The organism is Pediococcus ethanolidurans, assembly GCF_001437405.1.
In the GTDB taxonomy this organism is placed as follows: domain Bacteria; phylum Bacillota; class Bacilli; order Lactobacillales; family Lactobacillaceae; genus Pediococcus; species Pediococcus ethanolidurans.
Window position 1 is genome coordinate 1 of record NZ_JQBY01000031.1, and the last position, 21002, is coordinate 21002.

A 21002-nucleotide genomic window follows, 5' to 3' on the forward strand; every position below is an offset into this window, starting at 1 on the left:
AAAATCTGTCTCAAATATTGACTTCAATCCACATGTCGTTTACAATCATCTTACAATTTACCAAAAATAGTTTGTAAATAAGAAGTTCACGGAAGTTAAGAAGAGGGATAGCTTTGAAACGAAAAATTAACCGAACAAGTTTGTGTTGGTTACTTGTTAGAAGTCTAGTGATTGCACCGTTGATTGTTGGATCCGTCGGAGTTTTTGGCCTCGGCTGGTGGTGGGCAATGATTCCGGCCCTTTTGCTTAACGGATTAAACTGGTATCGCTATAACAAAAAGTATGAAGTTCAAATCAAGCTAGAAATAAAAGCTCTTTTGATTGCGTTAGGGTACTATTTAGGTGTTTTTAGCGTGATACTGTTTATGTTTAATTTTGATTACTTGAAAATTACCGATTTATATCCATTATTACTTGCGATGCCCTACAATTTAACGAGTTTGTTTGCCGGTGAATTAGCGTTATACAACAATTTCGCTTGGTTTTTCATTGGCACATTTTGGTCAGGAATTCTAGGAATTGGCTGTTACAAATTATCGTTGAAAGAATCTTTTAAACTACGCAAAAAGTACCCGATGGGGTTAATCGTTGTTTTAATAATTAGTTTAGTACCAGTTTACCAACGTGTGATTCGCAGCCAATACTACGTTAATACATACACGAGCAACTCTAGCGAATTAAACTTAAATCAATATCGACCTTTTCGGGAAAGCAAAAAGTTGGTTCATTTAAATAAAAAATCTAATTTTAAAATAACGCATCATTATCCACGTTTAGATGGCGCAACAGCGGCTTATCCGATATATTCGGCGATGGCACAGACGTTATATTCAGGTTTGAATGCCAAGCAGGCTGACAAGATTATTAAAGTTGGCACAACGCCCAAGGCTTTTAACAATTTGATCAATAAAAAAGCGGATGTTATTTTTATGGCTGCTCCATCCAGTGATCAGATTAAATTAGCAAATAGAAAACATGTGAAACTCAAATTAACGAAAATTGGGAGTGAAGCATTTGTTTTTCTTGTCAATCAAAAAAATCCTGTGACTAATCTTTCGGTCAAACAAGTACAGGCTATTTATCAAAGAAAAATAATTAGTTGGTGGAGTATTGGTGGAAGTCCCACATTAATTCAGGCGTTTCAACGTTCAAAAAATTCTGGTAGTCAAACAGCTATGGAGAACCTAGTTATGCAAGGCAAAAAGCTCGCAACACCCATGAAATATCAAGAGGAAGACGGAATGGGCGGTTTGATTGACGATGTTGCCGGCTACAATAATAATACAAATGCAATTGGTTATTCCTTTAGGTTTTATACCACACAGATGAAGCAAAATAGAAATGTTAAATTACTTAAAATAAACGGCTATGCACCAACCACCCAAAATATTCGTAATGGTAAATACCCGTTTATTGCAAATGTTTATGCAATCAGTCGTCGTGACCAGACAAAAAATAGTCAGCGCATAGTGAAATGGCTGACAAGTAAAGATGGACAAATGTTAATCAACAAAACAGGATATGTGGGACTGAAATAAAAATCTGTGGAACTTCACAGATTTTTTCGTTTGAAGATAAAGATTGAAAGTAATCCTAAAATAATAATGGTACTGCAGGCAACCGTTAAATACATAGTCAGTTCATGTGCAGACATTGAAGTGAAATATGCACCATCAATGGCACTTTGAAAATCAAAGTATTTAATCCAGTCGGTTTTTGTGAAAATTGATCGAATAATTTGAATTAGAATTGGAAAAACAATAGTTGTAACTATTGCTGTGATGGTCGAAAAAGTAATGAAAATCACTAAAATTGATATAGAAAAAATGGCGATCATGAATAAAAATTGTAAAAGAATTGTTTGTGAAATTTTTACTCCAAATTTAATGGTTAACGTTCCAAAACCGTTTTTCAGCCCAGCTCCTAGATAAACAGCCGCATAATATAGTACAAACTGTAAAAAGACAATCACAATAAAGACAGCATACTTTGAAAAGAAATAGTTTGATCTTGTCATACCACTACTTAATAGATTTTTATAAGACTGTCGTGAAAATTCGAAACCGGTTGTCATAATGAAGAGCGGTAGAATTAAGTAAATCAGAAAACTTACCATTATGGTCATTAATTTGACAGCCTTGACGGCGTTCCAAATTGTGTTGTCATCACGAAAAGTTTCTAATGCTTCTGTTTGAACTCCAATTGTGCCTAAAGTTTCTGTCAAAGCTGCAATTAACACTAATGCAATGAGAAAGAATTCTGTAATATAAAAACCTTTTGAATGTCTTAATCGGTAGGCATCACCACGAATCATATTCAACATTTTAATCATCTCCCATGATTATAAATTCTTGTGTTTAAAAATATAAAGCGTCAGTAATCCACAAATTACGATTGTGCCGCCAGCAGTTAAAAGATAACGCCCCCAGTCTAAAGTGGAAAATTGGGCAAAATAAGCTGTATCAAGAGTTCCTTGAAAGTCAAAGAATTTGAGCCAAGTGGCATGTACGAATATCATCCGTAATGTTGCCACGGCAAATTGCCAAACGATGGTTGTGATGACTGCCGTTGTGATTGAAAAGGTTAAAAACATTGTCAAGATGGCTACGGAAAAGATGCCTAAGGTTAATAACAATTGAAAAAGAACGGTTTGCCCCATTTTGAGAATGAAGGTCCCAGTTAAAGGCGAAAAATGATATTTAAAGCCAGCCACGAAAAAAATTAAACCATAGTACAAAATATATGGTAGTAACACAACCACTATAAAAACAGCATATTTGGATATAAAGTAATTTACCCGTGACATTCCGCTACTTAATAAATTTTTGTAGGACCCGGTTGAAAACTCGAAGCCAGTAGTCATGACCAAAAGTGGCAGAGTCAAGTAGACGAGAACGCTACACATACTGGTCATTAGTTTGACAGCTTGTGAACTTCCCCAACCATTAGTTGCCATTTGAAAGTTAAAAAAGGCGGATGATGAAGGGCGAGCAGACACACTGGTTAGAGTGCCAGTTAAAACGGTTGCCAAAATAAAGATGACCAAGATACTTTCCGTGAGGTAAAACCCGCGAGAGTGTTTAAGTCTGTAAAAGTCGCCATTGATCATGTTAAACATGATGTTCATCTCCTGGTTCGTCCAGTAAGTTCTTAAAGTACTGTTCAAGATTCAAGCCTTCACGAGAAATATTGACGAGTTGGACATGATTGCTAACTAGATTGGTGACAATAGCATCGTTAGAAAGGTCAAGTTGGTAAATTTTGATTAAGTGATCGTTAATCACTTTGAAATTAGTGCAGTGCATCTGACGTAAAACTGTGGTAGCGGCATTAGTGTCCGTGACTTCTAATTTAATAAAACGACGACTTTGGGCTTCGAATTCTTGTTTGGTAATTTCTTTAACAATCATGCCATTATTTAAGATGCCAAACCGTGTGGCCAATTGATAAAGTTCTTCAAGAATGTGGCTGGAGATAAGAATCGTCATTTGTTGAGTTTGATTGAGTTTCAAAAGTAATTCTCTAAATTCTACAATGGCAATGGGATCCAGGCCATTTATGGGTTCATCCAAAATTAGAAAATCTGGCTTATTTAAAAGTGCAATGGCAAGTCCCATTTTTTGTTTCATTCCGAGGGAAAAGTTCTTAAACTTCTTTTTCCCAGTGGTATCTAATCCAACAAATTTTAAAGTCTCGTTAACTGCGTTAGGGTCAACAACCCCATGAATCTTGCTGTAGTAGATTAAGTTCTGTTTAGCCGTCAACTGGTCTACAGCAACTGGTGATTCAATAATACTTCCTGTTCGGCTCAATTGATGAATGTAGGCGGTTCCTCCAGTCACGCCAAACAGAGTGATCTGACCAGATGTCGGTTGAATAAGTTTCAGAATGGTTTTTAAAATGGTGGTTTTCCCAGCACCATTACGCCCAATCAGACCATAAATATCACCACGATGAATGGTAATATTTATATCTTTTAAGACAGATTGATGGCCAAATTTCTTGGACACTTGATCTAGTTTAAGAATGTCTTCCATGTTATTTACCTCCCTTTGATTTCTTACTTTCAGTATGGTGCGTAGTTCTTAACAGGAAGTTAATTCAATTATTAATTGTTTCTTAAATACCATTCTGTCGATGTTGTTAAATGCAACTTTCAAACAATTAGACGTGAAAAAAGTGTCACTGGTATAATTTAGGTAATATTAAGCGTACTTCAGTGTCACAACGAATGGCTTGGTTACATAAGTTAAGAATTTAATAGTAGGGGAGCAAAGGAATGATTCACGGAGAAAATCACCACTTAGTAGACAAATTGTAATTTTACAAACTATTTGGAATGAATGGTATTTATAAAAAAATCATGCGACCAAATAAACTAATGCTCACCAAACTCATGTATGATAATAAGGCGACTAAGTGGTACTAGGAGTGGCTGGAACTTGGCGTGAAGTAGTAAGTGGTTAATTAAAATGGTGGAATTTAATTAAAAAAATGTGTGTTACAGCATTGATTTGTAAAAAAATATTGTCGATCATAGTTGATCACAATTGAAATAAATTTGACTTAGTTGAGATACTTTATCAGAAAGTAGTTAAGAGATATTGTAAAATATATCAAAGCGTGTTATGAATGAAACAAAGAATTGAAGAGCATTAAATGTTCTTTTAATCTCAGAGATGCATACCATTACCGATATTAAAATAAACCTTTTTGGAGATGAAACATGAAAAAAGATAAATTTGATGGCTATTTAATTTGTCCGGGTAATTCAAGAAGACAAATAAATCAGTTTAAAAGGATGTTTGCAAAGGATAATTTGAAATATGTTTCAAAAAATGATCAATATTTACAGATGAGATGTATTTCTCAATTGCCAAAAACGTATGCTCTGGACGTAAATGTTAAAAAAGAAAATGTGGGATACTTCTCAGTGGGAGTTATCAACCCGAGTTTATTGACAGTTAAAATTTATAAAATTATCAATCAAATGGCAGAAAAAATGTTTCGGGAAGAAACCATTTATGGTCTTAAAGATTATGACGGCCTGGATCGTATAAATAAGAGTATTATTGGGGGGTTGGAGATAAAGAACTCTATCCAACTATTACTAATAAGGCTGCTGCTTTATGGTATAAGATTGCAACTAATCAGGTTTTTCAAAATGGTAATAAACGCACAGCATTACTTGCGGCAATTTATTTTTTGGGAATAAACTTCTATTCTTTTGATGTTCATGATGGAAATGAAATGTACAACATTTCGGTTCAAGCTGCAAATAAACAATTAAGCATTAACCAAATAGAACGATATATTTCAAAACATGTATCGTTAGGTTATGAAAATATGAGTTCTGTATTAAACGGTAATAATTTTGATATAAATATTAAAATTGATTATAATAATGACAAAGAGTAAAATAACACTCAAGGAGGAATGTAATTATGGATATGCCAGCTTTTAATGTGAAAGAACCGATAAGTTTTGATCAGGTTATTAAAGCAGATGCAAAAAAGTTTATAGAACATTCCTTTGATACTGATCAAAAAATCGAAAAGACAACAGAAAAGATCTTAAGTAATCCGGCAGTTAAGGATGCCGTACAAAGATTATCAAAAGTATAAAACTTATTTATTATTTTGGAGAGCATGTTCACTTTGGTGGATGTGCCTTTTTTGTTTACTCTTGGACTAAATATTTTTTTCAAAACCTTTTTGTATTTGCTTAGGAATCTTTGAATGTACATCGAATAAAAATTAAGCTTTGTAAATTTTAAAAAGCTAATTATTTTAACGATCAAAACAAAAGGCTGTTCCCTCAAGGATGCAACCATTAGTTGCGGACGATGCTCTGACTAATATCGTGCTTTTTTAGTCACGTTCACATACAATGAAGATAGAAATAAGGTGTGAAAGGGTGTGATCGTATGATGCTGGGACAACGAATCAAAGAAGAACGCGAACGACGTGAATGGACACAAGACGAGTTAGCAAATACACTCAATGTAAGTCGACAAGCTATTTCTAAGTGGGAACTAGGAACTGCTTATCCAGATATTGAACGTCTGATTCAAATTAGTGAACTTTTTAATGTGACCTTGGATAGTTTAATCAAAGGGGATGACGATCTTCAAAAAAAGATTGTAATCCGTAAAGAAGGTCACAACATGAATTTCTGGGAGTTTGCCGCCCGTTTTTGGTGGTTACTTTTTCCGATTGGTGGATGGCTGATTCCTACGATCATAGAGGCGTTTAAATAAAAACTAAAAAATTCCGCAGCTTTTATTTGGCTGCGAAATTTTTTGATTCATAAACAAGTATGCGGTAACGCGTGGATGCTAAACTAGAGAATCTCGATTAGTAAAACTATTTCGGGAAATATTTTCAGCAGTTTGTTGCTTAAGAAGTAATTGACGCTGTTGATTGTGCAATCGGTATTGCTTAGGAGTCGTGCCCACAAACTTCTTAAAATGCTTAATAAAATTACTAGAGTCGTAATAATTCAACATACGAGATATTTTACTCAATGGTAAATCGGTATGCAAAAGTAATTTTTTTGACTCTTCAACGCGTTGTTTATCAATGTAGCCTTGAATAGATAATCCCATTGTATGTGTGAATAGTCGCGATACATATTGATAAGAAAGATTTAAATATTCAGCAATTCGAAAAGGCTGCATTTTATCATATAGATGCATATTTATGTAGTATGTGATTTGATAAACTTGCTTGGGCACCGTATCAATGGATATAACTTGATTCTCAGAAGATTGCAATTCAAAGAAATCTTTACAAATTAGTTCCATGTCTTTTTTGAACTCTTTAGCATTTTCAGGTACTTCATCAGTCAACCAATCAAAGTATATTTCCCGCAATTGCACAAAATTAGTTCCATTAAAATGGTTCGCCAAACCAGTCATGGTGAAATCACCCACTAAGTTTATTAAACTACGATGTAATTCCTCGTGACTAGCATTTTCAATAAGGTCCATATGATGATCAAAAAATTTAATTAATTCACGTTCGGCGCGTTCAGGGTCTTGCTTTTCAAAATTAAAGATTAAATTGTACTCTAAAAAAGAAAAACGTAGTAAGTAATTGGACTTTTTAGAGTTTAATTTGTGCTGCGAAAAAATCAATTGATCATAATCATAATAAAACATATACATTTACCTCCAAAATAATTGGTTTGAAGCATATAAAATAACACTAAAATGTGCATAACAAAATAGTACCACATATTTTCAGGAAAATGACATAAAAATTGAATGTTTTGTGATTTTGTAAATGAATTGTTTACAATATAGAATGTGTCTGCAACGGCTAGTGAAAGGAATGATGAAAAATAAAATCATAAAATGGTTTATCCTTTTATGGTTACTAACTATATATCTGAAACTATAATAATATTTATTATTTATATAGTATATATGAATAGGGTTTTATTGATAACTGTTTTTTAAAACAAAAAAATGTTTTTCTGAAATTATTTTTATTTATGTAACAATTAGAGATTTAATTTCGTATTATAGGTGTAGGGAGGTGGGAAAATAATGCTAAGCGATGAAAAGCTGTTTGAATTGGTAGTGCGCGAAAATGATCAGAATGCCTTTGAAGAATTAGTCGTTAAGTATCGTTTTTCTGCCGTTAACTACGTGACAAAAATTATTAGAGATCATTATTATGCACAAGATTTGACGCAGAATGTGTTTGCAAATATTTATTTCAAGCGCAAAAAAGATTAACCAGAACTGGTGATGCATAAATTGTTTTTTATTCGTCTCGATTTTCTTTCCCAATGTGGCGGTTCATAACGAAACACGGTAAGATAATTTCAAAAGGTTTAAATGTTTCAACAGAGGAACGCAAAATGAGTAGACAAGAAGAACTTCAAAAAATTAAAGCAGGCTTTGTACAGACGTAGGACATTTTTCTAGCACTAGGAGATGAAAATCGACAATCAATCGTAGTTTCATTATTAGAAGCTGGGTGTGATGGCATGCGGGTTGGTGAATTAACAACACGAACGCATCTGTCCCGTCCGGCCGTTTCACATCATTTAAAGATTTTAAAAGAAGCAAAATTAGTTTCTATTCGAAAAGACGGTACCAAGCATTATTATGCGGTTTAGCCTAGTCAAAATTTTGCTATCATGCAGAAAACTGCGGCAATTATTGAACGTTTGGTAGAGGAGAATGAAAAAAATGGCTAATTCAATGCGTGCAATGCAAATAGAAAAGTATGGACATGTTGCACTTGTTTCAAAGCAAGTACCTGTTCCTAAAATTGGTGCAAATGATGTGTTAGTGGCAATTCGAGCTGCAAGTGTGAACCCAATTGATTTTAAGACACGTGATGGGGAAGTAAAACTACTGGTAAAACATCAAATGCCCTTAACACTGGGACATGATTTTGCTGGTGTGATCGTTAAGGTTGGTAAGCAAGTGACCAAATTTAAAGTTGGTGATGAAGTGTACGGTCGACCGCGAGATTCCCGAATAGGGACGTTTGCAGAATATTTGGCGGTGAATGTGAATGACATTGCCTTGAAACCAGGAAATTTGACCTTTGTTGAAGCTGCAGCCATTCCGCTAGTGGCTCTGACCAGTTATCAAGCGTTGATTGATATTGCCAAGTTAAAACCGCATCAAAAAGTGTTTATTCAAGCAGGCGCTGGCGGTGTGGGATCGATTGCGATTCAACTAGCAAAGATTTTAGGTGCATATGTTGCCACAACTACGAGTGCAAAAAATGAAAAGTGGGTCCGTACTTTAGGTACAGACCAGATTATCGATTATCACAAACAAGATTTTGAGACTGCTTTAAAAGACTATGATATGGTGTTTGATACACTTGGTGGCCAACAACTTCGTAAAGCTTTTAAGGTTGTAAAGCCACATGGAACGATTGTTTCATTGTCAGGCTTACCTAACGCAAAGTTTGCGCGAGAAAGAAAATTAGGTTGGTTTAAAACGCTGCTTTTTGGTTTAGTTACGCTTAATCTTTCACGATTGGAGCGGCGTTCTAAAGTGTCTTATGATTTTTTGTTTATGCAGGCCAGCGGTAAGGAGTTAGAGCAACTCACAAAATGGATCGAAGCAGGCAAAATAAAACCAGTTGTGGATAAAGTTTTCACTTTACGAGATGCCCAAAAAGCCTTGAATTATTCAGAGAAAGGGCATGCTCAGGGGAAAATTATTATTAAAGTTAGTGAATAGAAAAGCTGATAGTATGCGAGAAAAATAATGATTTCTCGTATTTTTTTGTCTAATGAGATCTATTTTTTGAAAACAGCAAGTGTTAAAATCAAATTAATATGAGATTAAAGTGGTGTGTGAAAACAAACTATTAAAACTAAAAATGCAGAATTGTCAACTCGGCTAAATTTCCCGGTACAAGAATTACATCACAAATTATAATCAGATCAATTTAAACAATATAGTTACAAATCTGAAATTCAATCTAGACTACTAGACCTTAAATTAAAAAACTAAGTGATAGTTAGGAAAAAGGTGTAAATACGAATAACTTAAAAACTTTTCAAGATATTGTTGATTTAATGGAACATGATTATGCGGGGTCACAAGATATACGGGTAAATTCAAGACCGTATTTTCAAAGCATTCAACAGGCTTCGAAAGAATTTAATTTTCAATTTTTAGTAGAAGCTTATTTACGAAGTTTTCACGATGGACATCTTAGTGTGACTGACAAAAATAGAGTGAGTTCATTAGGGTTTGATTGCCGTCGGTGTTCAAACGGATTATTTGTAACTTCAATTAAAAATGAAACAAGATTACAACTTGGAGATGAAGTTATTGCCATTGATGATCACAAAATAGGTGAGTTAGCTAGAAAGTATCAAAAGCAATTGGATCCAGTTGTGGAACGTCAGAATTGGAATTTTATTTTTAAACGAGCTAAGAAAATTAAGATAAAGACGACCACAAAAATTCAAGAAATTGAGTTAAAAAAATATATCAATCATTATCATCCAGAGCATTCTTTTAAAAACTTATCCGAAACGATTGGCTATATGAAATTAACGGATTTTTTTGATCCAGATGATATCGAAAGGTTGATTTCAAAAAGTACGCGGTGTTTAAATAACCTAAACTATTTAATAATTGATGTTCGTGTTAATCACGGTGGTGACGATCAGTCTTATCGACCACTTCTTGAATATTTTGTTAATCAATCAACAGATTTATTGAAACACTATCCAAAAGACTATTTTTATGAAATTTGGTGGACCAAGCGAAACAAAGTCAATTGGTTGGCTAACTTATCCTCACAAAAAAGTAAGAATCCATCAAACTATATGAAAGAACTTTATGAAGAACAAACTAAAATTTGGAAAAATGCTCAAACTGCAAAAAATGCATCGGAAAATAATTCCAAACCTTACATTTTAAAACCAAAGGGACATTTAAAACATATTTATATTTTGAGTGATTATTTGGCAGGCTCTGCGGCTGATAATTTTATTATGTTAGCAAAAACCTTTGCCAAAACCACGGTGGTTGGTCGTAATACTGCAGGCGTGGTTGATTATGGTGATGTAACGTCACAATGCTATTCAGATTTCACTGTGAATTATCCAGTTATTAGATTAAGACTTATTAATGATCATCGTGGGACAAATGGAATAGGTTTTTCGCCAGATGTTTATTTACCATGGACACCAAAAATGATTTTTGAAGATACAGATTTAAAATATATATTGAATCTAATTCAACAATATTCGAAAAATTAACTTTAAGAGATGACAGTTATGAAAGCAATCACAATTTCTGAACCATGGGCCTCGTTAATTAGTTTTGGTAAAAAACGAATTGAAACGCGTACCTGGAAAACGTCATATCGAGGGACTTTATATATTCATGCAGGAAGGCATGTCGATAAGAATTGGTTGCACGAACAGCGGAGATTAGTTTCGCCTACTGATATTCCAAGTAGCCACCCGGGTTTTATTTTGGCAAGATGTGAATTAATTGATTGCTGTGAAATGACTAGTGATTTCATTCAGAAAGTGAAACAAAACAACTTTGAGTTTCAAACTGGTGTTTATGAGTTGGGGAGGTATGCCTGGATTCTAAGAAATGTACAAACTTTGGCGGTCCCGGTTGAATGTAAAGGTCATTTACGAGTATGGAATATTCCTGCAGAATTAAGTAAAGAAATTGAGGCGGAAAATGATAAATGAAGTAACCAAATTAGAGAATATGGTTCATGAAAAGACGCTCGATCTAACGAATGAGGATTTTGATTTTATGTTAGCTCATATTGGTGATCCTGATCCAAAATTGCGCGATGAAACCATTTATATTCTTTTCTGTCGTTTATTTTTGGAAAACGGAGGCTGTCTTACACGCGAGAAAGCTAAACTTATTGTTAATAAGACACTAAAGCACGATCGTCTTTTTGAAGGAATTGAGGCATCAGAACCAAATGATTTAGTATTTACGCGAACCTTCACGGCATTGCTGTACTGTATTTTTCTTGACGTGGACACAAAAGAAAACTATCAAGGATTTTTATCGGCGTTGCAACGAAAACAGTTACTTGATGACGCGGTTCTATATTTACAAAAGGAGCGTGATTATCGAGGTTTTGTTATAGATAAGGGATGGGCTCATGCACCTGCTCATGGCGGAGATTTTTTGGATCAGGCTGCTAATCATCCTCAATTTGGAAAAACAAGAGTGCACGATGCACTGAAGTCACTGCAAACGATCATTTTAAATGTTAAGACAGTGTTTGTGGCAGATGAAGAATCACGGTTTGATAATTGTATTGTCGCAATGCTTGAAAATGAGTGGCTTACAGGAAATCAATTGGTTGAATGGGCAGATAAAATAGATCAAAGAAATGCGAAACTTAGCTTTAGAGATCCCTTGTTTCTGCCTCGCATGCACACTTGGCACGTGTTTTTAAAGTCAGTGTATTTTAAAATAAAGGCAAAGAAACTGGATGATCAGGTGTTTGCAAGTTATATTGAAAACATACTTGAACAGTATTACTTACAAAATGGCTTTATTTGATTTGAATCATATAAGGATGCGAGGTGCGTATCATTGAAAATCAGACAACTAACAAGCCGAGATGATTTTACGGCATTGGGGAACCTGTTCTTAAAAAGTTTTAAAGTAGCTTATTCAGGGATGCTTTCTAAAACCTACTTAGATAACCTGACGGCCGACCAGTGGACTAAACGATTAAAAAGTAACCCTCAAGAAAACTGGATTCTCGTTGATGGTGATAAATATCTGGGAGTCTCTACTATCATTGCCGCGCGAGATCAGAGTATGCAAGAATATGGAGAAATTCGGGCAATCTATGTTGATCCAGCTTGTTTTCGACAGGGTTACGGATCAATTTTGTTGGCAAATGATTTTAAACAATTAAAAAAGCAAGGCTATACACGTGTTTATTTATGGGCGTTGGCAGAAAATATCTGAGCAAAAAATTTTACGAAAAATATGAGTTGAGTGAAAATGATTCAAAACAAGTTCAGATTGATGATCAAACAGTTCGATTGATTCGTTTTACTAAACCGATCTAGCTAAAAATGATCATACAAAAAAGGTGTGAGAATAATTTCTCAACACCTTTTAGTTTAAGCTTATTTATAAATGATAACTGGTTCCGTTGTAGAAGTGTTTTCCCAAACAGATTTCATCTTGCTTGGTGGATTATTTAAACACCCATGAGAATGATACGTACTTCGATAACTTGTATTGCCATAAACCTTTGACGGTTGCCAAGAACTATCATGCATGCCGACACCATCTTCGGTTAATGGTTCCCAATAACTAACCTTGCTGGCATAAGCAGAGCCGTTATCATTTTTACCAGTTAAAGTAGAAGGACTTTGTTTGTACAAAATGTGGAACAGGCCGGTAGGAGTTTTATCACTCCCGCTTAAAGTCCCACTCATCACAGGAATGTTTTCCTTTAATTTTCCATTTACATAAATGTATTCATGAAGGGTAGACAAGTTAATTTCAACCCGGGTAGAACCAATGGCACTGCTGCGATTATAACTAATATTTTGACCAGAATAATTCTTCATATCAACTTTAGTATTTGATTTAACACTAGCATTAATGAACTTATCAGCTAACATTTTAGCTTCTGATTTGACGTTTAGTGACCAGCCATAGTTTGAAGCAGTTGTATTATTGGTCGTAATTGTTTTACCGCTATTCAAGAGTTTGACACTAAATGATTTTCCCTGAGTGCTATCAGAATCGTTAATTTTAGTTAATTTAGCCTCTAATGCGGTTAAATCAACAGTTGGTGTTTTTCCCGGTTGGGTATTCACAATATAATCGGAACCTTTTAGCGTATAATTTTTACCGCCAACGTGGTAAATCAACGTCTTGGTCAAACTGTCTTTTAAGTTCTGTTTAACTGCTTTAGCAGCCGCTGTTTCAGATTGTGTTGCTGTAGATGAACTAGTTTTTAGTTTAATATCCTTTAATTGTTTAACTTGATTATCATAGCTAGCCAGGGCCTTGGTTACAGTCACTTGGTTGCCCTTAGCAGCCGCTTGTGTTTTTATACTGCCATTTTTTAAATAATAATAAGTTGGATGAGCAGCAGTTGCAGTCTTGTTATAAGTTTTTAGAGCTTGAGTAACCTGCTTTTTTAGGGTGTTATTTCGATAAGTCACAACCTTATCAGAATTTGTTAAAGCGACCGCACTGGATTTACTTGATGAAGCAAATAAGCCATGGTGCTTTTTTAACGCGTCTTTAACTTGTGTTTTTGTGACACTTGATACTGTTTGTGATTTTCCAGTTACTAATAGTTTGCCATTTAGGTAAACGCGATTAGTTATCGTGGAGGAAGATGCAGCTAACTTTTGAGTAGCTTGATTAGCGGTTAGCCCAGCCACACTTTTTCCGTCGATCGTTGTTTTAGGAGCAAAGTGGGTTTGACCATATTGCCATGCAAACAAACCACCGCCAACGATTAAGATCCCCAAACCAATTAATACCCATCTTAACCAGTGATTATTTTTAGTCAATTTTTTTCCTCCTCATAATATGTAGATAGGTTGTTACAAAATCTGGTCCCAATAATGCAAAAAGGATCTCTGTTTAAGAGGTCGGATTTACAACTCAGATAGTCAGAACGCCTAAATTATAAAGGATGACTAACCTATGTCAATCGGAAATCTGTTAAATTAATAAAAATTTGTAACTTATCTGTAACAATCATACATTCTTTTTTGCCAAAAATACAACTATTTATTCTTCTTTAGCTAGTCATTTATTTTTGAGCACCAATTATTATGCTAGTGGTGCTGTATTAAATCAACATTAAACAATTTTTTATAACTCTGATTTTTAGTAAGCAGTGCTTTGAGATATATGAGATTTATATGATACAATAATCTTTGTGACTTTTTTATAGGTACATAATTAAAATAATTTATTGAGGTGAACATCTTGATGAACAGTATCAATTCAGAAGATAAACCCGTCGACCAAAATGGCCGCCCGTATAATCGACTCTTATTAGTTTTTACATTGTTAATTGGGACATTTAGTACGTTTTTAACTTCCACGATGTTAACCACAGCTTTTCCAACTTTGATGAAATCTTTTAGTATTTCAGCCAATACCGTCCAGTGGTTGACAACTGGATTTATGTTAATGATGGGAATTGTCATTCCGATCACTGGCTTTTTCTTGCAACGTTTTGATTCACGTAAACTATACTTATCTGCAATTGTCATTTTTTTCGTTGGAACGATTGTTTGTTATTTTGCGCAAAACTTTTGGACAATTTTGGCGGGCCGTCTGATTGAGGCTGCCGGAGTGGGAATCACTTCACCTGTTTATCAAACAATAATGACTTCAATTTTCCCACCTGCGAAACGTGGGGCAGCTATGGGGAGTGCCGGAATCGTAGTTGGACTAGCACCTGCAATTGGGCCAACGTTTGCTGGTTGGATTTTAATTCATTATTCGTGGCGAATGCTATTTTTAGCAATCATGCCGATCTCTCTAATTGTGTTAGTTACTGGTTATTTCACACTAAGAAAGGTATTACCCACTAAAAAAGCACCGGTGGACTGGTCTTCAGTAGTTCTTTCAATGATCGGATTTGGTTCGATGCTGTTTGCTTTTTCTTCCGTGGGAACTTATTCATGGACCAATCCAATTGTGTATGGAACCTTAATTGTCGGTGTTTTAGTGGTTGCAATTTTTATCTTTAGATCTTTAAAGATTAAAAATCCACTTTTACAATTTAAAGTTTTTGAACACTCTGATTTTACGTTGTCTGCTATTTTAGTTTCGGTTTCATTTATGTCAATGAATGGTTTTACTCTTGTTTTACCATTATATTTGCAAACTGTTCGCGGAGAGTCACCACTGGCTTCTGGACTGACGCTTTTACCTGGTGCCATTATGATGGGTGCGATGAACCCAATTACAGGCCGAATTTTTGACCGACTAGGTGCTCGTGATATGGCAATTGCTGGCATGTTTATTTTGTCACTAACCACAGCGTCATTTATTCCGATTACCGCACAAACGCCGGTGTTTTACCTAGCTTGTTTGTATACCGTGCGTATGTTTGGAATTTCGATGGTCATGATGCCAGTCACAACAACGGGAATGAATGCTCTACCGTTAAATCTAATCGGGGATGGCACGGTTGTGAATAATACCGCGCGACAGGTATTTGCTTCGATGGGAACTGCCATTTTGGTCTCAATTATGTCCAGTGTGACCTTGAATCATACGCCCGGGAGCACAGTTGCACAATCGACACCAATTTTATTTAAAAAACTGTCTTTAAATGCTAATGTTTTAGGCTTTCGTTATGCATTCTTGATTGCGACTACCTTTGCAGTGATTGGATTTCTTTTAACGTTTTTCTTGAAAAAAGATGAGAGAGAGGGGTACTAACATGATCGTTATTTTTTTATTTGCGGGTGCCTTGCTCTTTGCTTGCAGTATGATTTTTATGAAACGTGGAACCAACAAAATAATCTGGATCACGGTTGGTTTAATTTTAAGTATTGGTAGCGTCGTGCTAATTACGTTAAACTACAATACTTATTTAGGAATGAAAACAGTCAGCAAAACGCAAACTTTTCCCTTAACGTCTAGTATCAGAGGAAAACACGTTTTGCTGTATCAACAGATTGGCACAAAGGATGAACGAATATACTATTATGCAACTAATCCGTTACAACAAAAATTATACAAAACAAATCCTACTACAGATAAAATTAAATTAACGCATAAATCTAATATTAGTCAGTTGAAAATCACACGAACTTATCGGGTTTATCGTAATGAAGAAATGCGCTTATTATTTAGTAATGGCGTACCCAATCATCAGTTTGTGAATCAACATTACGAATTCAAATTAATGCCTGGTTGGCAGGTACAAAAATTAAATTCTTCCCCAAAAAGTTAGCTGAACTTTTGAACTGACAGACCTAGCAAGATAGCTTAAAATAGGAACTAAGATAACTAATTAAGGAGCAATCATGAAAAATAAAACTTCGCAATTGAGTTTATTTGGTTTCTTTACTTTGACAGCTTCGATGCTGATGTCAGCAGATGAATATCCAGCCTTTGCTCAATCTGGTCTATTAGCAGTGCTATATTTAATTTTAGCAGGTGTTTTTTGGTTCTTACCTGTTGCATTATGCTCAGCAGAAATGGCCACGATTGAAGGAAATAAAGAGGGCGGTGTTTTCACCTGGGTCAAAAAGAGTTTGGGCACCCGGTGGGGATTTTTGGCCGTCTTTTTTCAGTGGTTACAAATTACAGTTAACTTCATTACAATGATTTATTTCATTATTGGTTCTTTGGCGTATGTGTTGAATTTTCCTGCGTTAAATAGTAATCTGTTGTTTAAATGGGTTGCTTTTTTAATTATCTATTGGACCATGACTTTTCTACAATTGGGTGGCGTTAAAAAAACGGATCGCTTAGTGACGATTAGTTTTGTGGTGGGCATCATTCTGCCCTCGATTATCCTGTTAATTATGGGGATCTTATATATGATTCAAACAGGTAGTGTACGCTTTAACGTTAATTTAACGGATAACTTTCATGTGCTTAAAACTAACTTTTCAATTGGAACAATTGTCCCTTATATCCTAGCGTTTACGGGAATTGAAGCCTCAGCCTCATATATTAATGATCTGGATCATCCTAATCGTAACTATCCGCTTTGCATGTTGGTGTTAGTTGTATTCGCGATTCTTGTTGATTCTTTAGGTGGCCTCTCTGTTGCTGCGGTAGTACCGCTTGGACACCTTACCTTAAATCAAGGTGTTATTCAGGCGGTAGCGCAAATGTTTCAAGTTACGCTGCCTACTATGCAGTGGGGTGTGCGAATTATCGGTCTGTTGATGGCGTTTGGAATGATCGGTGAAATCAGTTCATGGATCATTGGACCGGTTAAATCGTTATTTGTGACTGCGGAGGATGATATTTTACCGCACTATTTTATGCGTGTTAATCATGATGACGTGCCGGTACGTTTAATTATTGTCCAAGGAGTTGTGGTAACTTTAATTAGTGGATTTTTAACGGTTATCCTTGGCGGTAATAACGATGCTTATCAAATGGCAATGGCACTGACAGTCATGCTGTACATTGTGACCTACATTTTAATTTTTATTGCCTATCTTCACGAAACTAATTCGTCAGCTAAACGAGGATTTCGAATCCCTGGTGGTAAACTCATGCGTTTTGTGGTCGCATTCTTGGGATTGGTTTCTTCAATTGCTGTTTTGGGATCAACGTTTATTCCTACGGCAACTATCAAATCAATTAAACCAGCGCTATACACAACGTTGATGATCAGTTTCTTTTTAGTCATCATTGGGTTGACTGAATTACTTTATGAATTTGGCATCCGTCATCAAAAGCAGCGCCATTACAACTTTACAATTCGGCATCGTCATTCAAACGAAATTAATAAAGTGATTTTACCGCAGGGACGTAATGAACATATTTTAAAACATATAGAACGAGATATTGATCAAGAAGAGGAAAAGTTAGTCCGAGATGTAAAAAAAGGGTAATTAAAAGAAGTGCACCTGACAAAATGAGAGTTTTGTTAAGTGCACTTCTTTTGTTTACATTTTTACCGAAATATCATTAATTTTGGGTAACTGATCAACAAACTGTAAATAACTTGTTTCCTCGTCAGTTTGAGTAATCTTGACATCGTTTAGCTTAGCAGCATGCAAGTCTGCCTCGGAAATTTCAAGATGATGAGTCACAGTTGCGTTACCAATTAAATCGATATCGTAATTTGTATCATTTTTATGAACGTTAGTTTTGACCATTCCACCAGGATTATAAACGGTAATTTCCTGATCAAATTGACCTTTATCTGGATGAGTAAGGGCAAACGCTAAACTTGTAGCGGACATGCCGGTACCACAGGCATTTGTGAAACCAACTCCGCGTTCAAATGTACGAACAAATAATTCATTTTGTCCCAGAATTTGAGCAAAACTGACGTTTACGCCATCAGGAAAGTAAGGGTTAGGTTGATTGAGCCGTTTACCCAAAGTACCCAAGTCACTTGAGGCCAATTCATCTGCCGAAACAAAGCTTATTAAATGAGGATTAGGAACGGCAACTGCTGTGAATTTCAACTCTGGTAATAATTCTGGCCAAGTTTCGTTAACTAATTGTTGATGCTCAGGATTATGAAACGGAAGGCTTTCAGCCGCAAATGAAACTGGCGAAATTTCAACGCTGAATGCTGGAACATTAGGTGCAAAATCAGCAGCTTTACTTACTTTTAGATCGGCATTAAGAGTTTGAACCTTAAATTGGTCTACTTGAAATTTCTTGGCTAAATAACGGGAAACAGTCCGTAAGCCATTACCACACATAGAGGCTTCACTGCCATCCGCATTGATGACACGCATTTGTGCCAAAGCATCCTGGTGAGTTGGTTCATCAACAACTAGCACGCCATCCGCACCTTGCAGTAGGCCTGTTTTGGGATCAGTGATTTTGGTAGTGAAATTAATCAGTTCTTGATCAGATAACTTAGTTTGAAGTTGGGTTTGATCGAGTAAAAAAAAATGATTTTCGGATCCGTGAACTTTGTCAATCTGCATAGATAGTGCTCCCTTCGTTTATCTTGGCTTTAGGTTCAAAAAATTGTTGGTAAATTTGTTTAACGGCTTTTTTTGCATCAGCTTGTTTGGTGCCTAACATGATTGAGATTCTTGAAGCGCCCTGATTAATCATATGAACCCCAATTTCGTTTTCGGCAAGGGGACGTAGAATGTTTTCAATGGTGCCAATTTTAGAACGCATTCCCTCACCAACCACCATGATAATTGCGTAATCATCAATCCAATTGAGTTGGTCAGGTTTTAAGGTGTTTTGAATATCATGACACATTTCATGAATAGTTTCGCTGTTTAGCTGATTTTTGTCAAAGATTATGGTTAGATCGTCAATTCCGGAAGGCATATGTTCATAAGAAACATCATATTTATATAATATCTGTAATAGTTTCAGCGTAAAACCCACTTCTTTATTTAACAAATAGCGATGCAAATATAACGCGGCAAAATGATCGGAACTGGCTACACCAGTAATCGTACTGTGAGGCTTGAATCCCTTTTCCGGTACGATTAATGTGCCTGGCAAATCAGGATGGTTAGTGTTTTTAACGTTAATCGGAACTTGACCTTCAATAGCTGGAATAATAGCTTCATCATGAAAAACCGAAAAACCAGCATAAGAAAGTTCGCGCATTTCACGATAGGTCATTTTTTTGATGGCATGGGGATGATTGATAATCCGTGGATCTGCCGCATAAATGGCATTCACATCCGTGAAATTTTCATATAACTGTGCGTTTAACCCACGAGCTACAATTGCGCCCGTAATGTCGGACCCCCCACGAGAGAAGGTGGCAATTTGACCATTAGGGGTGAAACCAAAGAAACCTGGGAAGATTAATTTTTCACTACCAAATTGTAAATGAGCCAAATTCTTGTAAGTTTCCGGTAACACGGAGGCATTACTGGGATCGTCACTAACAATAATTCCTGCTTCAAAAGGATCCAAAAAACGTGCGGCAATACCAAGATGCTTAAGCACACTGGTTAGTAACATAGCATTTAGACGTTCACCGTGTGCCTTAAATGCTGCCATCAAATAAGAATTGCTGGGGTAATATTCAAAAGGAAGCGACTGTAATTTTTTAATAATTTTTTCAATTGGTCTAGTTGGTAAATCGAAAAAATTACCAATATCTTTGTAACGTTGACCAATTTTTTGAATAATTGCTGCAGTATTTTGATGTTTTATCACGGTTAGTGCGTATTCAATTAATAAATCAGTAACCTTGGTGTCCTCAGCAAACCGTTTGCCAGGCGCGGAAACAACCACAACTTGGCGAGTGGGATCGGCTGTAATGATTGAGATTACCTTTTGAAAATGGGCGCCATCTGCTAATGAGGTACCACCGAATTTAACAACCTTCATGTTTAAAAAAGTCCTTTCCAGTTTTAAAAAATTCTGTTTTATTAGAATTTGATTAGTTATTTTGAATTTTAGCATTTTATTTTTTAATAGCAACTAAATTATTTTATTATCAAAGGTTGAAAGTATCAAAATCACTTCAGTAATTGAGGTTAAACGACTTTGCCTAAAAAAATAGTTTAACTGCCGTCCTGCGGCTTACCCGGTCTGGAACGGGTTGGGTACGATTTGAAGCCAAGAAGAACACTTGTCTTCAAACTCGACCTTATTCTAAGTAATAACTTACTAAGAATAATTTCACCCCTGAGACCAATCGCCTCCGGACTAAGAACGTTTGATGTCAAATAGTGCCCAGTAATATTGATGTCACAACTTTTATATCGATGTGTTGATTACAAAGATACGAAGATTAGACTTAGTCTGGAAGCAAATGGGCTCAGTAGTGTCATTTATCTTAGCGGGCTCCGCTTAGATAAACGGACTAACATTAGTGGTG

Annotated in this window: 21 protein-coding genes and 1 pseudogene; 15 read left to right on the plus strand and 7 right to left on the minus strand. The window is 35.6% G+C overall.

Annotated features, from left to right (window positions below):
• Window positions 1-113 precede the first annotated feature (113 nt).
• Window positions 114-1538 carry a PstS family phosphate ABC transporter substrate-binding protein gene (locus tag IV87_RS09855; protein WP_236698994.1) on the plus strand — a complete coding sequence of 475 codons (1425 nt, stop codon included), beginning with the start codon at window positions 114-116 and terminating at the stop codon, window positions 1536-1538.
• A 14-nt stretch (window positions 1539-1552) separates the two neighbouring features.
• Here the strand turns inward: IV87_RS09855 and IV87_RS09860 are convergent, their stop codons facing one another.
• Genes IV87_RS09860 through IV87_RS09870 form a run of 3 tightly spaced genes read right to left on the minus strand, consistent with a single transcriptional unit; the run spans window position 1553 to window position 4037 of the window.
• Complete coding sequence (locus tag IV87_RS09860) at window positions 1553-2323, minus strand: ABC-2 family transporter permease (protein ID WP_057807825.1); 771 nt, start codon at window positions 2321-2323, stop codon at window positions 1553-1555.
• Between the two features lie 18 nt (window positions 2324-2341).
• The gene (locus tag IV87_RS09865; RefSeq protein WP_057807827.1) at window positions 2342-3118 is read right to left on the minus strand and encodes an ABC-2 family transporter permease; all 777 of its coding nucleotides are present in this window, start codon (window positions 3116-3118) and stop codon (window positions 2342-2344) included.
• The gene (locus IV87_RS09870) at window positions 3111-4037 is read right to left on the minus strand and encodes an ATP-binding cassette domain-containing protein (protein ID WP_057807829.1); all 927 of its coding nucleotides are present in this window, start codon (window positions 4035-4037) and stop codon (window positions 3111-3113) included. The genes IV87_RS09865 and IV87_RS09870 overlap by 8 nt, the downstream gene beginning before the upstream one ends.
• A 689-nt stretch (window positions 4038-4726) precedes the next feature.
• On the opposite strand from IV87_RS09870, the gene IV87_RS09875 reads away from it, so the two are divergent.
• The 4 genes from IV87_RS09875 (at window position 4727) to IV87_RS09890 (ending at window position 6259) form a co-directional block, all read left to right on the plus strand.
• Window positions 4727-5215: a hypothetical protein gene (locus tag IV87_RS09875; protein WP_057807830.1), complete on the plus strand. Its 489-nt coding sequence runs from the start codon at window positions 4727-4729 to the stop codon at window positions 5213-5215.
• Window positions 5140-5418, plus strand: a complete 279-nt coding sequence (locus IV87_RS11390; protein WP_420806646.1) for a hypothetical protein — start codon at window positions 5140-5142, stop codon at window positions 5416-5418. Before IV87_RS09875 ends, IV87_RS11390 begins: the two co-directional genes overlap by 76 nt.
• A 26-nt stretch (window positions 5419-5444) precedes the next feature.
• Window positions 5445-5624 carry a hypothetical protein gene (locus IV87_RS09885; RefSeq protein WP_057807834.1) on the plus strand — a complete coding sequence of 60 codons (180 nt, stop codon included), beginning with the start codon at window positions 5445-5447 and terminating at the stop codon, window positions 5622-5624.
• A gap of 302 nt (window positions 5625-5926) precedes the next feature.
• Entirely contained in the window at window positions 5927-6259 is a 333-nt protein-coding gene (locus IV87_RS09890) for a helix-turn-helix domain-containing protein (RefSeq protein ID WP_057807836.1), read from the plus strand.
• A 78-nt stretch (window positions 6260-6337) separates the two neighbouring features.
• Here the strand turns inward: IV87_RS09890 and IV87_RS09895 are convergent, their stop codons facing one another.
• Window positions 6338-7162 carry a helix-turn-helix transcriptional regulator gene (locus IV87_RS09895; protein WP_057807839.1) on the minus strand — a complete coding sequence of 275 codons (825 nt, stop codon included), beginning with the start codon at window positions 7160-7162 and terminating at the stop codon, window positions 6338-6340.
• A gap of 390 nt (window positions 7163-7552) precedes the next feature.
• On the opposite strand from IV87_RS09895, the gene IV87_RS09900 reads away from it, so the two are divergent.
• From IV87_RS09900 to IV87_RS09930, 7 genes and pseudogenes are all read left to right on the plus strand, one after another.
• Window positions 7553-7744, plus strand: coding sequence for an RNA polymerase sigma factor (locus IV87_RS09900; protein ID WP_057807841.1), 192 nt, complete (start codon window positions 7553-7555; stop codon window positions 7742-7744).
• A 182-nt stretch (window positions 7745-7926) separates the two neighbouring features.
• Window positions 7927-8121: pseudogene (locus tag IV87_RS09905) on the plus strand (ArsR/SmtB family transcription factor); the annotation flags it as partial.
• Between the two features lie 82 nt (window positions 8122-8203).
• Complete coding sequence (locus IV87_RS09910; protein WP_057807843.1) at window positions 8204-9217, plus strand: NADP-dependent oxidoreductase; 1014 nt, start codon at window positions 8204-8206, stop codon at window positions 9215-9217.
• A 341-nt stretch (window positions 9218-9558) separates the two neighbouring features.
• Window positions 9559-10755, plus strand: a complete 1197-nt coding sequence (locus IV87_RS09915) for a S41 family peptidase (protein ID WP_057807844.1) — start codon at window positions 9559-9561, stop codon at window positions 10753-10755.
• A gap of 18 nt (window positions 10756-10773) precedes the next feature.
• Window positions 10774-11205 (plus strand): ASCH domain-containing protein, encoded by a 432-nt coding sequence (locus IV87_RS09920; protein ID WP_057807846.1) that lies wholly within the window; start codon window positions 10774-10776, stop codon window positions 11203-11205.
• Entirely contained in the window at window positions 11195-12043 is an 849-nt protein-coding gene (locus IV87_RS09925; protein ID WP_057807847.1) for a DUF2785 domain-containing protein, read from the plus strand. Before IV87_RS09920 ends, IV87_RS09925 begins: the two co-directional genes overlap by 11 nt.
• A gap of 33 nt (window positions 12044-12076) precedes the next feature.
• Window positions 12077-12460 carry a GNAT family N-acetyltransferase gene (locus tag IV87_RS09930; protein WP_057807849.1) on the plus strand — a complete coding sequence of 128 codons (384 nt, stop codon included), beginning with the start codon at window positions 12077-12079 and terminating at the stop codon, window positions 12458-12460.
• Window positions 12461-12624: 164 nt separating this feature from the next.
• Here IV87_RS09930 and IV87_RS09935 read toward each other — a convergent pair whose 3' ends face one another.
• Window positions 12625-14034, minus strand: a complete 1410-nt coding sequence (locus tag IV87_RS09935) for a L,D-transpeptidase (RefSeq protein WP_057807851.1) — start codon at window positions 14032-14034, stop codon at window positions 12625-12627.
• Between the two features lie 427 nt (window positions 14035-14461).
• On the opposite strand from IV87_RS09935, the gene IV87_RS09940 reads away from it, so the two are divergent.
• The 3 genes from IV87_RS09940 (at window position 14462) to IV87_RS09950 (ending at window position 18069) form a co-directional block, all read left to right on the plus strand.
• The gene (locus IV87_RS09940; protein ID WP_057807853.1) at window positions 14462-15928 is read left to right on the plus strand and encodes an MDR family MFS transporter; all 1467 of its coding nucleotides are present in this window, start codon (window positions 14462-14464) and stop codon (window positions 15926-15928) included.
• Between the two features lies 1 nt (window position 15929).
• A complete protein-coding gene (locus tag IV87_RS09945) occupies window positions 15930-16445 on the plus strand; it encodes a DUF4811 domain-containing protein (protein ID WP_057807855.1) in 516 nt (171 codons plus the stop codon).
• Window positions 16446-16518: 73 nt separating this feature from the next.
• Window positions 16519-18069, plus strand: a complete 1551-nt coding sequence (locus IV87_RS09950; protein ID WP_057807857.1) for an amino acid permease — start codon at window positions 16519-16521, stop codon at window positions 18067-18069.
• 54 nt (window positions 18070-18123) lie between these two features.
• On the opposite strand, the gene dapF is transcribed toward IV87_RS09950, so the two are convergent.
• On the minus strand, window positions 18124-19125 hold the full coding sequence (gene dapF, locus IV87_RS09955) for a diaminopimelate epimerase (protein ID WP_057807859.1): 1002 nt from the start codon (window positions 19123-19125) through the stop codon (window positions 18124-18126).
• Entirely contained in the window at window positions 19115-20509 is a 1395-nt protein-coding gene (locus IV87_RS09960; RefSeq protein ID WP_057807861.1) for an aspartate kinase, read from the minus strand. The genes dapF and IV87_RS09960 overlap by 11 nt, the downstream gene beginning before the upstream one ends.
• Between the last annotated feature and the right edge of the window lie 493 nt (window positions 20510-21002).

What these genes read in the sequence shown, in the direction of transcription:
- IV87_RS09940 (WP_057807853.1), top strand. Translation starts at nt 14,462, where the DNA reads ATGAACAGTATCAATTCAGAAGATAAACCCGTCGACCAAAATGGCCGC.
- IV87_RS09875 (WP_057807830.1), top strand. Translation starts at nt 4,727, where the DNA reads ATGAAAAAAGATAAATTTGATGGCTATTTAATTTGTCCGGGTAATTCA.
- IV87_RS09960 (WP_057807861.1), bottom strand. Translation starts at nt 20,509, where the DNA reads ATGAAGGTTGTTAAATTCGGTGGTACCTCATTAGCAGATGGCGCCCAT.
- IV87_RS09915 (WP_057807844.1), top strand. Translation starts at nt 9,559, where the DNA reads ATGGAACATGATTATGCGGGGTCACAAGATATACGGGTAAATTCAAGA.
- IV87_RS09920 (WP_057807846.1), top strand. Translation starts at nt 10,774, where the DNA reads ATGAAAGCAATCACAATTTCTGAACCATGGGCCTCGTTAATTAGTTTT.
- IV87_RS09870 (WP_057807829.1), bottom strand. Translation starts at nt 4,037, where the DNA reads ATGGAAGACATTCTTAAACTAGATCAAGTGTCCAAGAAATTTGGCCAT.
- dapF (WP_057807859.1), bottom strand. Translation starts at nt 19,125, where the DNA reads ATGCAGATTGACAAAGTTCACGGATCCGAAAATCATTTTTTTTTACTC.
- IV87_RS09890 (WP_057807836.1), top strand. Translation starts at nt 5,927, where the DNA reads ATGATGCTGGGACAACGAATCAAAGAAGAACGCGAACGACGTGAATGG.
- IV87_RS09895 (WP_057807839.1), bottom strand. Translation starts at nt 7,162, where the DNA reads ATGTTTTATTATGATTATGATCAATTGATTTTTTCGCAGCACAAATTA.
- IV87_RS09860 (WP_057807825.1), bottom strand. Translation starts at nt 2,323, where the DNA reads ATGTTGAATATGATTCGTGGTGATGCCTACCGATTAAGACATTCAAAA.
- IV87_RS09865 (WP_057807827.1), bottom strand. Translation starts at nt 3,118, where the DNA reads ATGTTTAACATGATCAATGGCGACTTTTACAGACTTAAACACTCTCGC.
- IV87_RS09950 (WP_057807857.1), top strand. Translation starts at nt 16,519, where the DNA reads ATGAAAAATAAAACTTCGCAATTGAGTTTATTTGGTTTCTTTACTTTG.
- IV87_RS09910 (WP_057807843.1), top strand. Translation starts at nt 8,204, where the DNA reads ATGGCTAATTCAATGCGTGCAATGCAAATAGAAAAGTATGGACATGTT.
- IV87_RS09885 (WP_057807834.1), top strand. Translation starts at nt 5,445, where the DNA reads ATGGATATGCCAGCTTTTAATGTGAAAGAACCGATAAGTTTTGATCAG.
- IV87_RS09900 (WP_057807841.1), top strand. Translation starts at nt 7,553, where the DNA reads ATGCTAAGCGATGAAAAGCTGTTTGAATTGGTAGTGCGCGAAAATGAT.
- IV87_RS09925 (WP_057807847.1), top strand. Translation starts at nt 11,195, where the DNA reads ATGATAAATGAAGTAACCAAATTAGAGAATATGGTTCATGAAAAGACG.
- IV87_RS09945 (WP_057807855.1), top strand. Translation starts at nt 15,930, where the DNA reads ATGATCGTTATTTTTTTATTTGCGGGTGCCTTGCTCTTTGCTTGCAGT.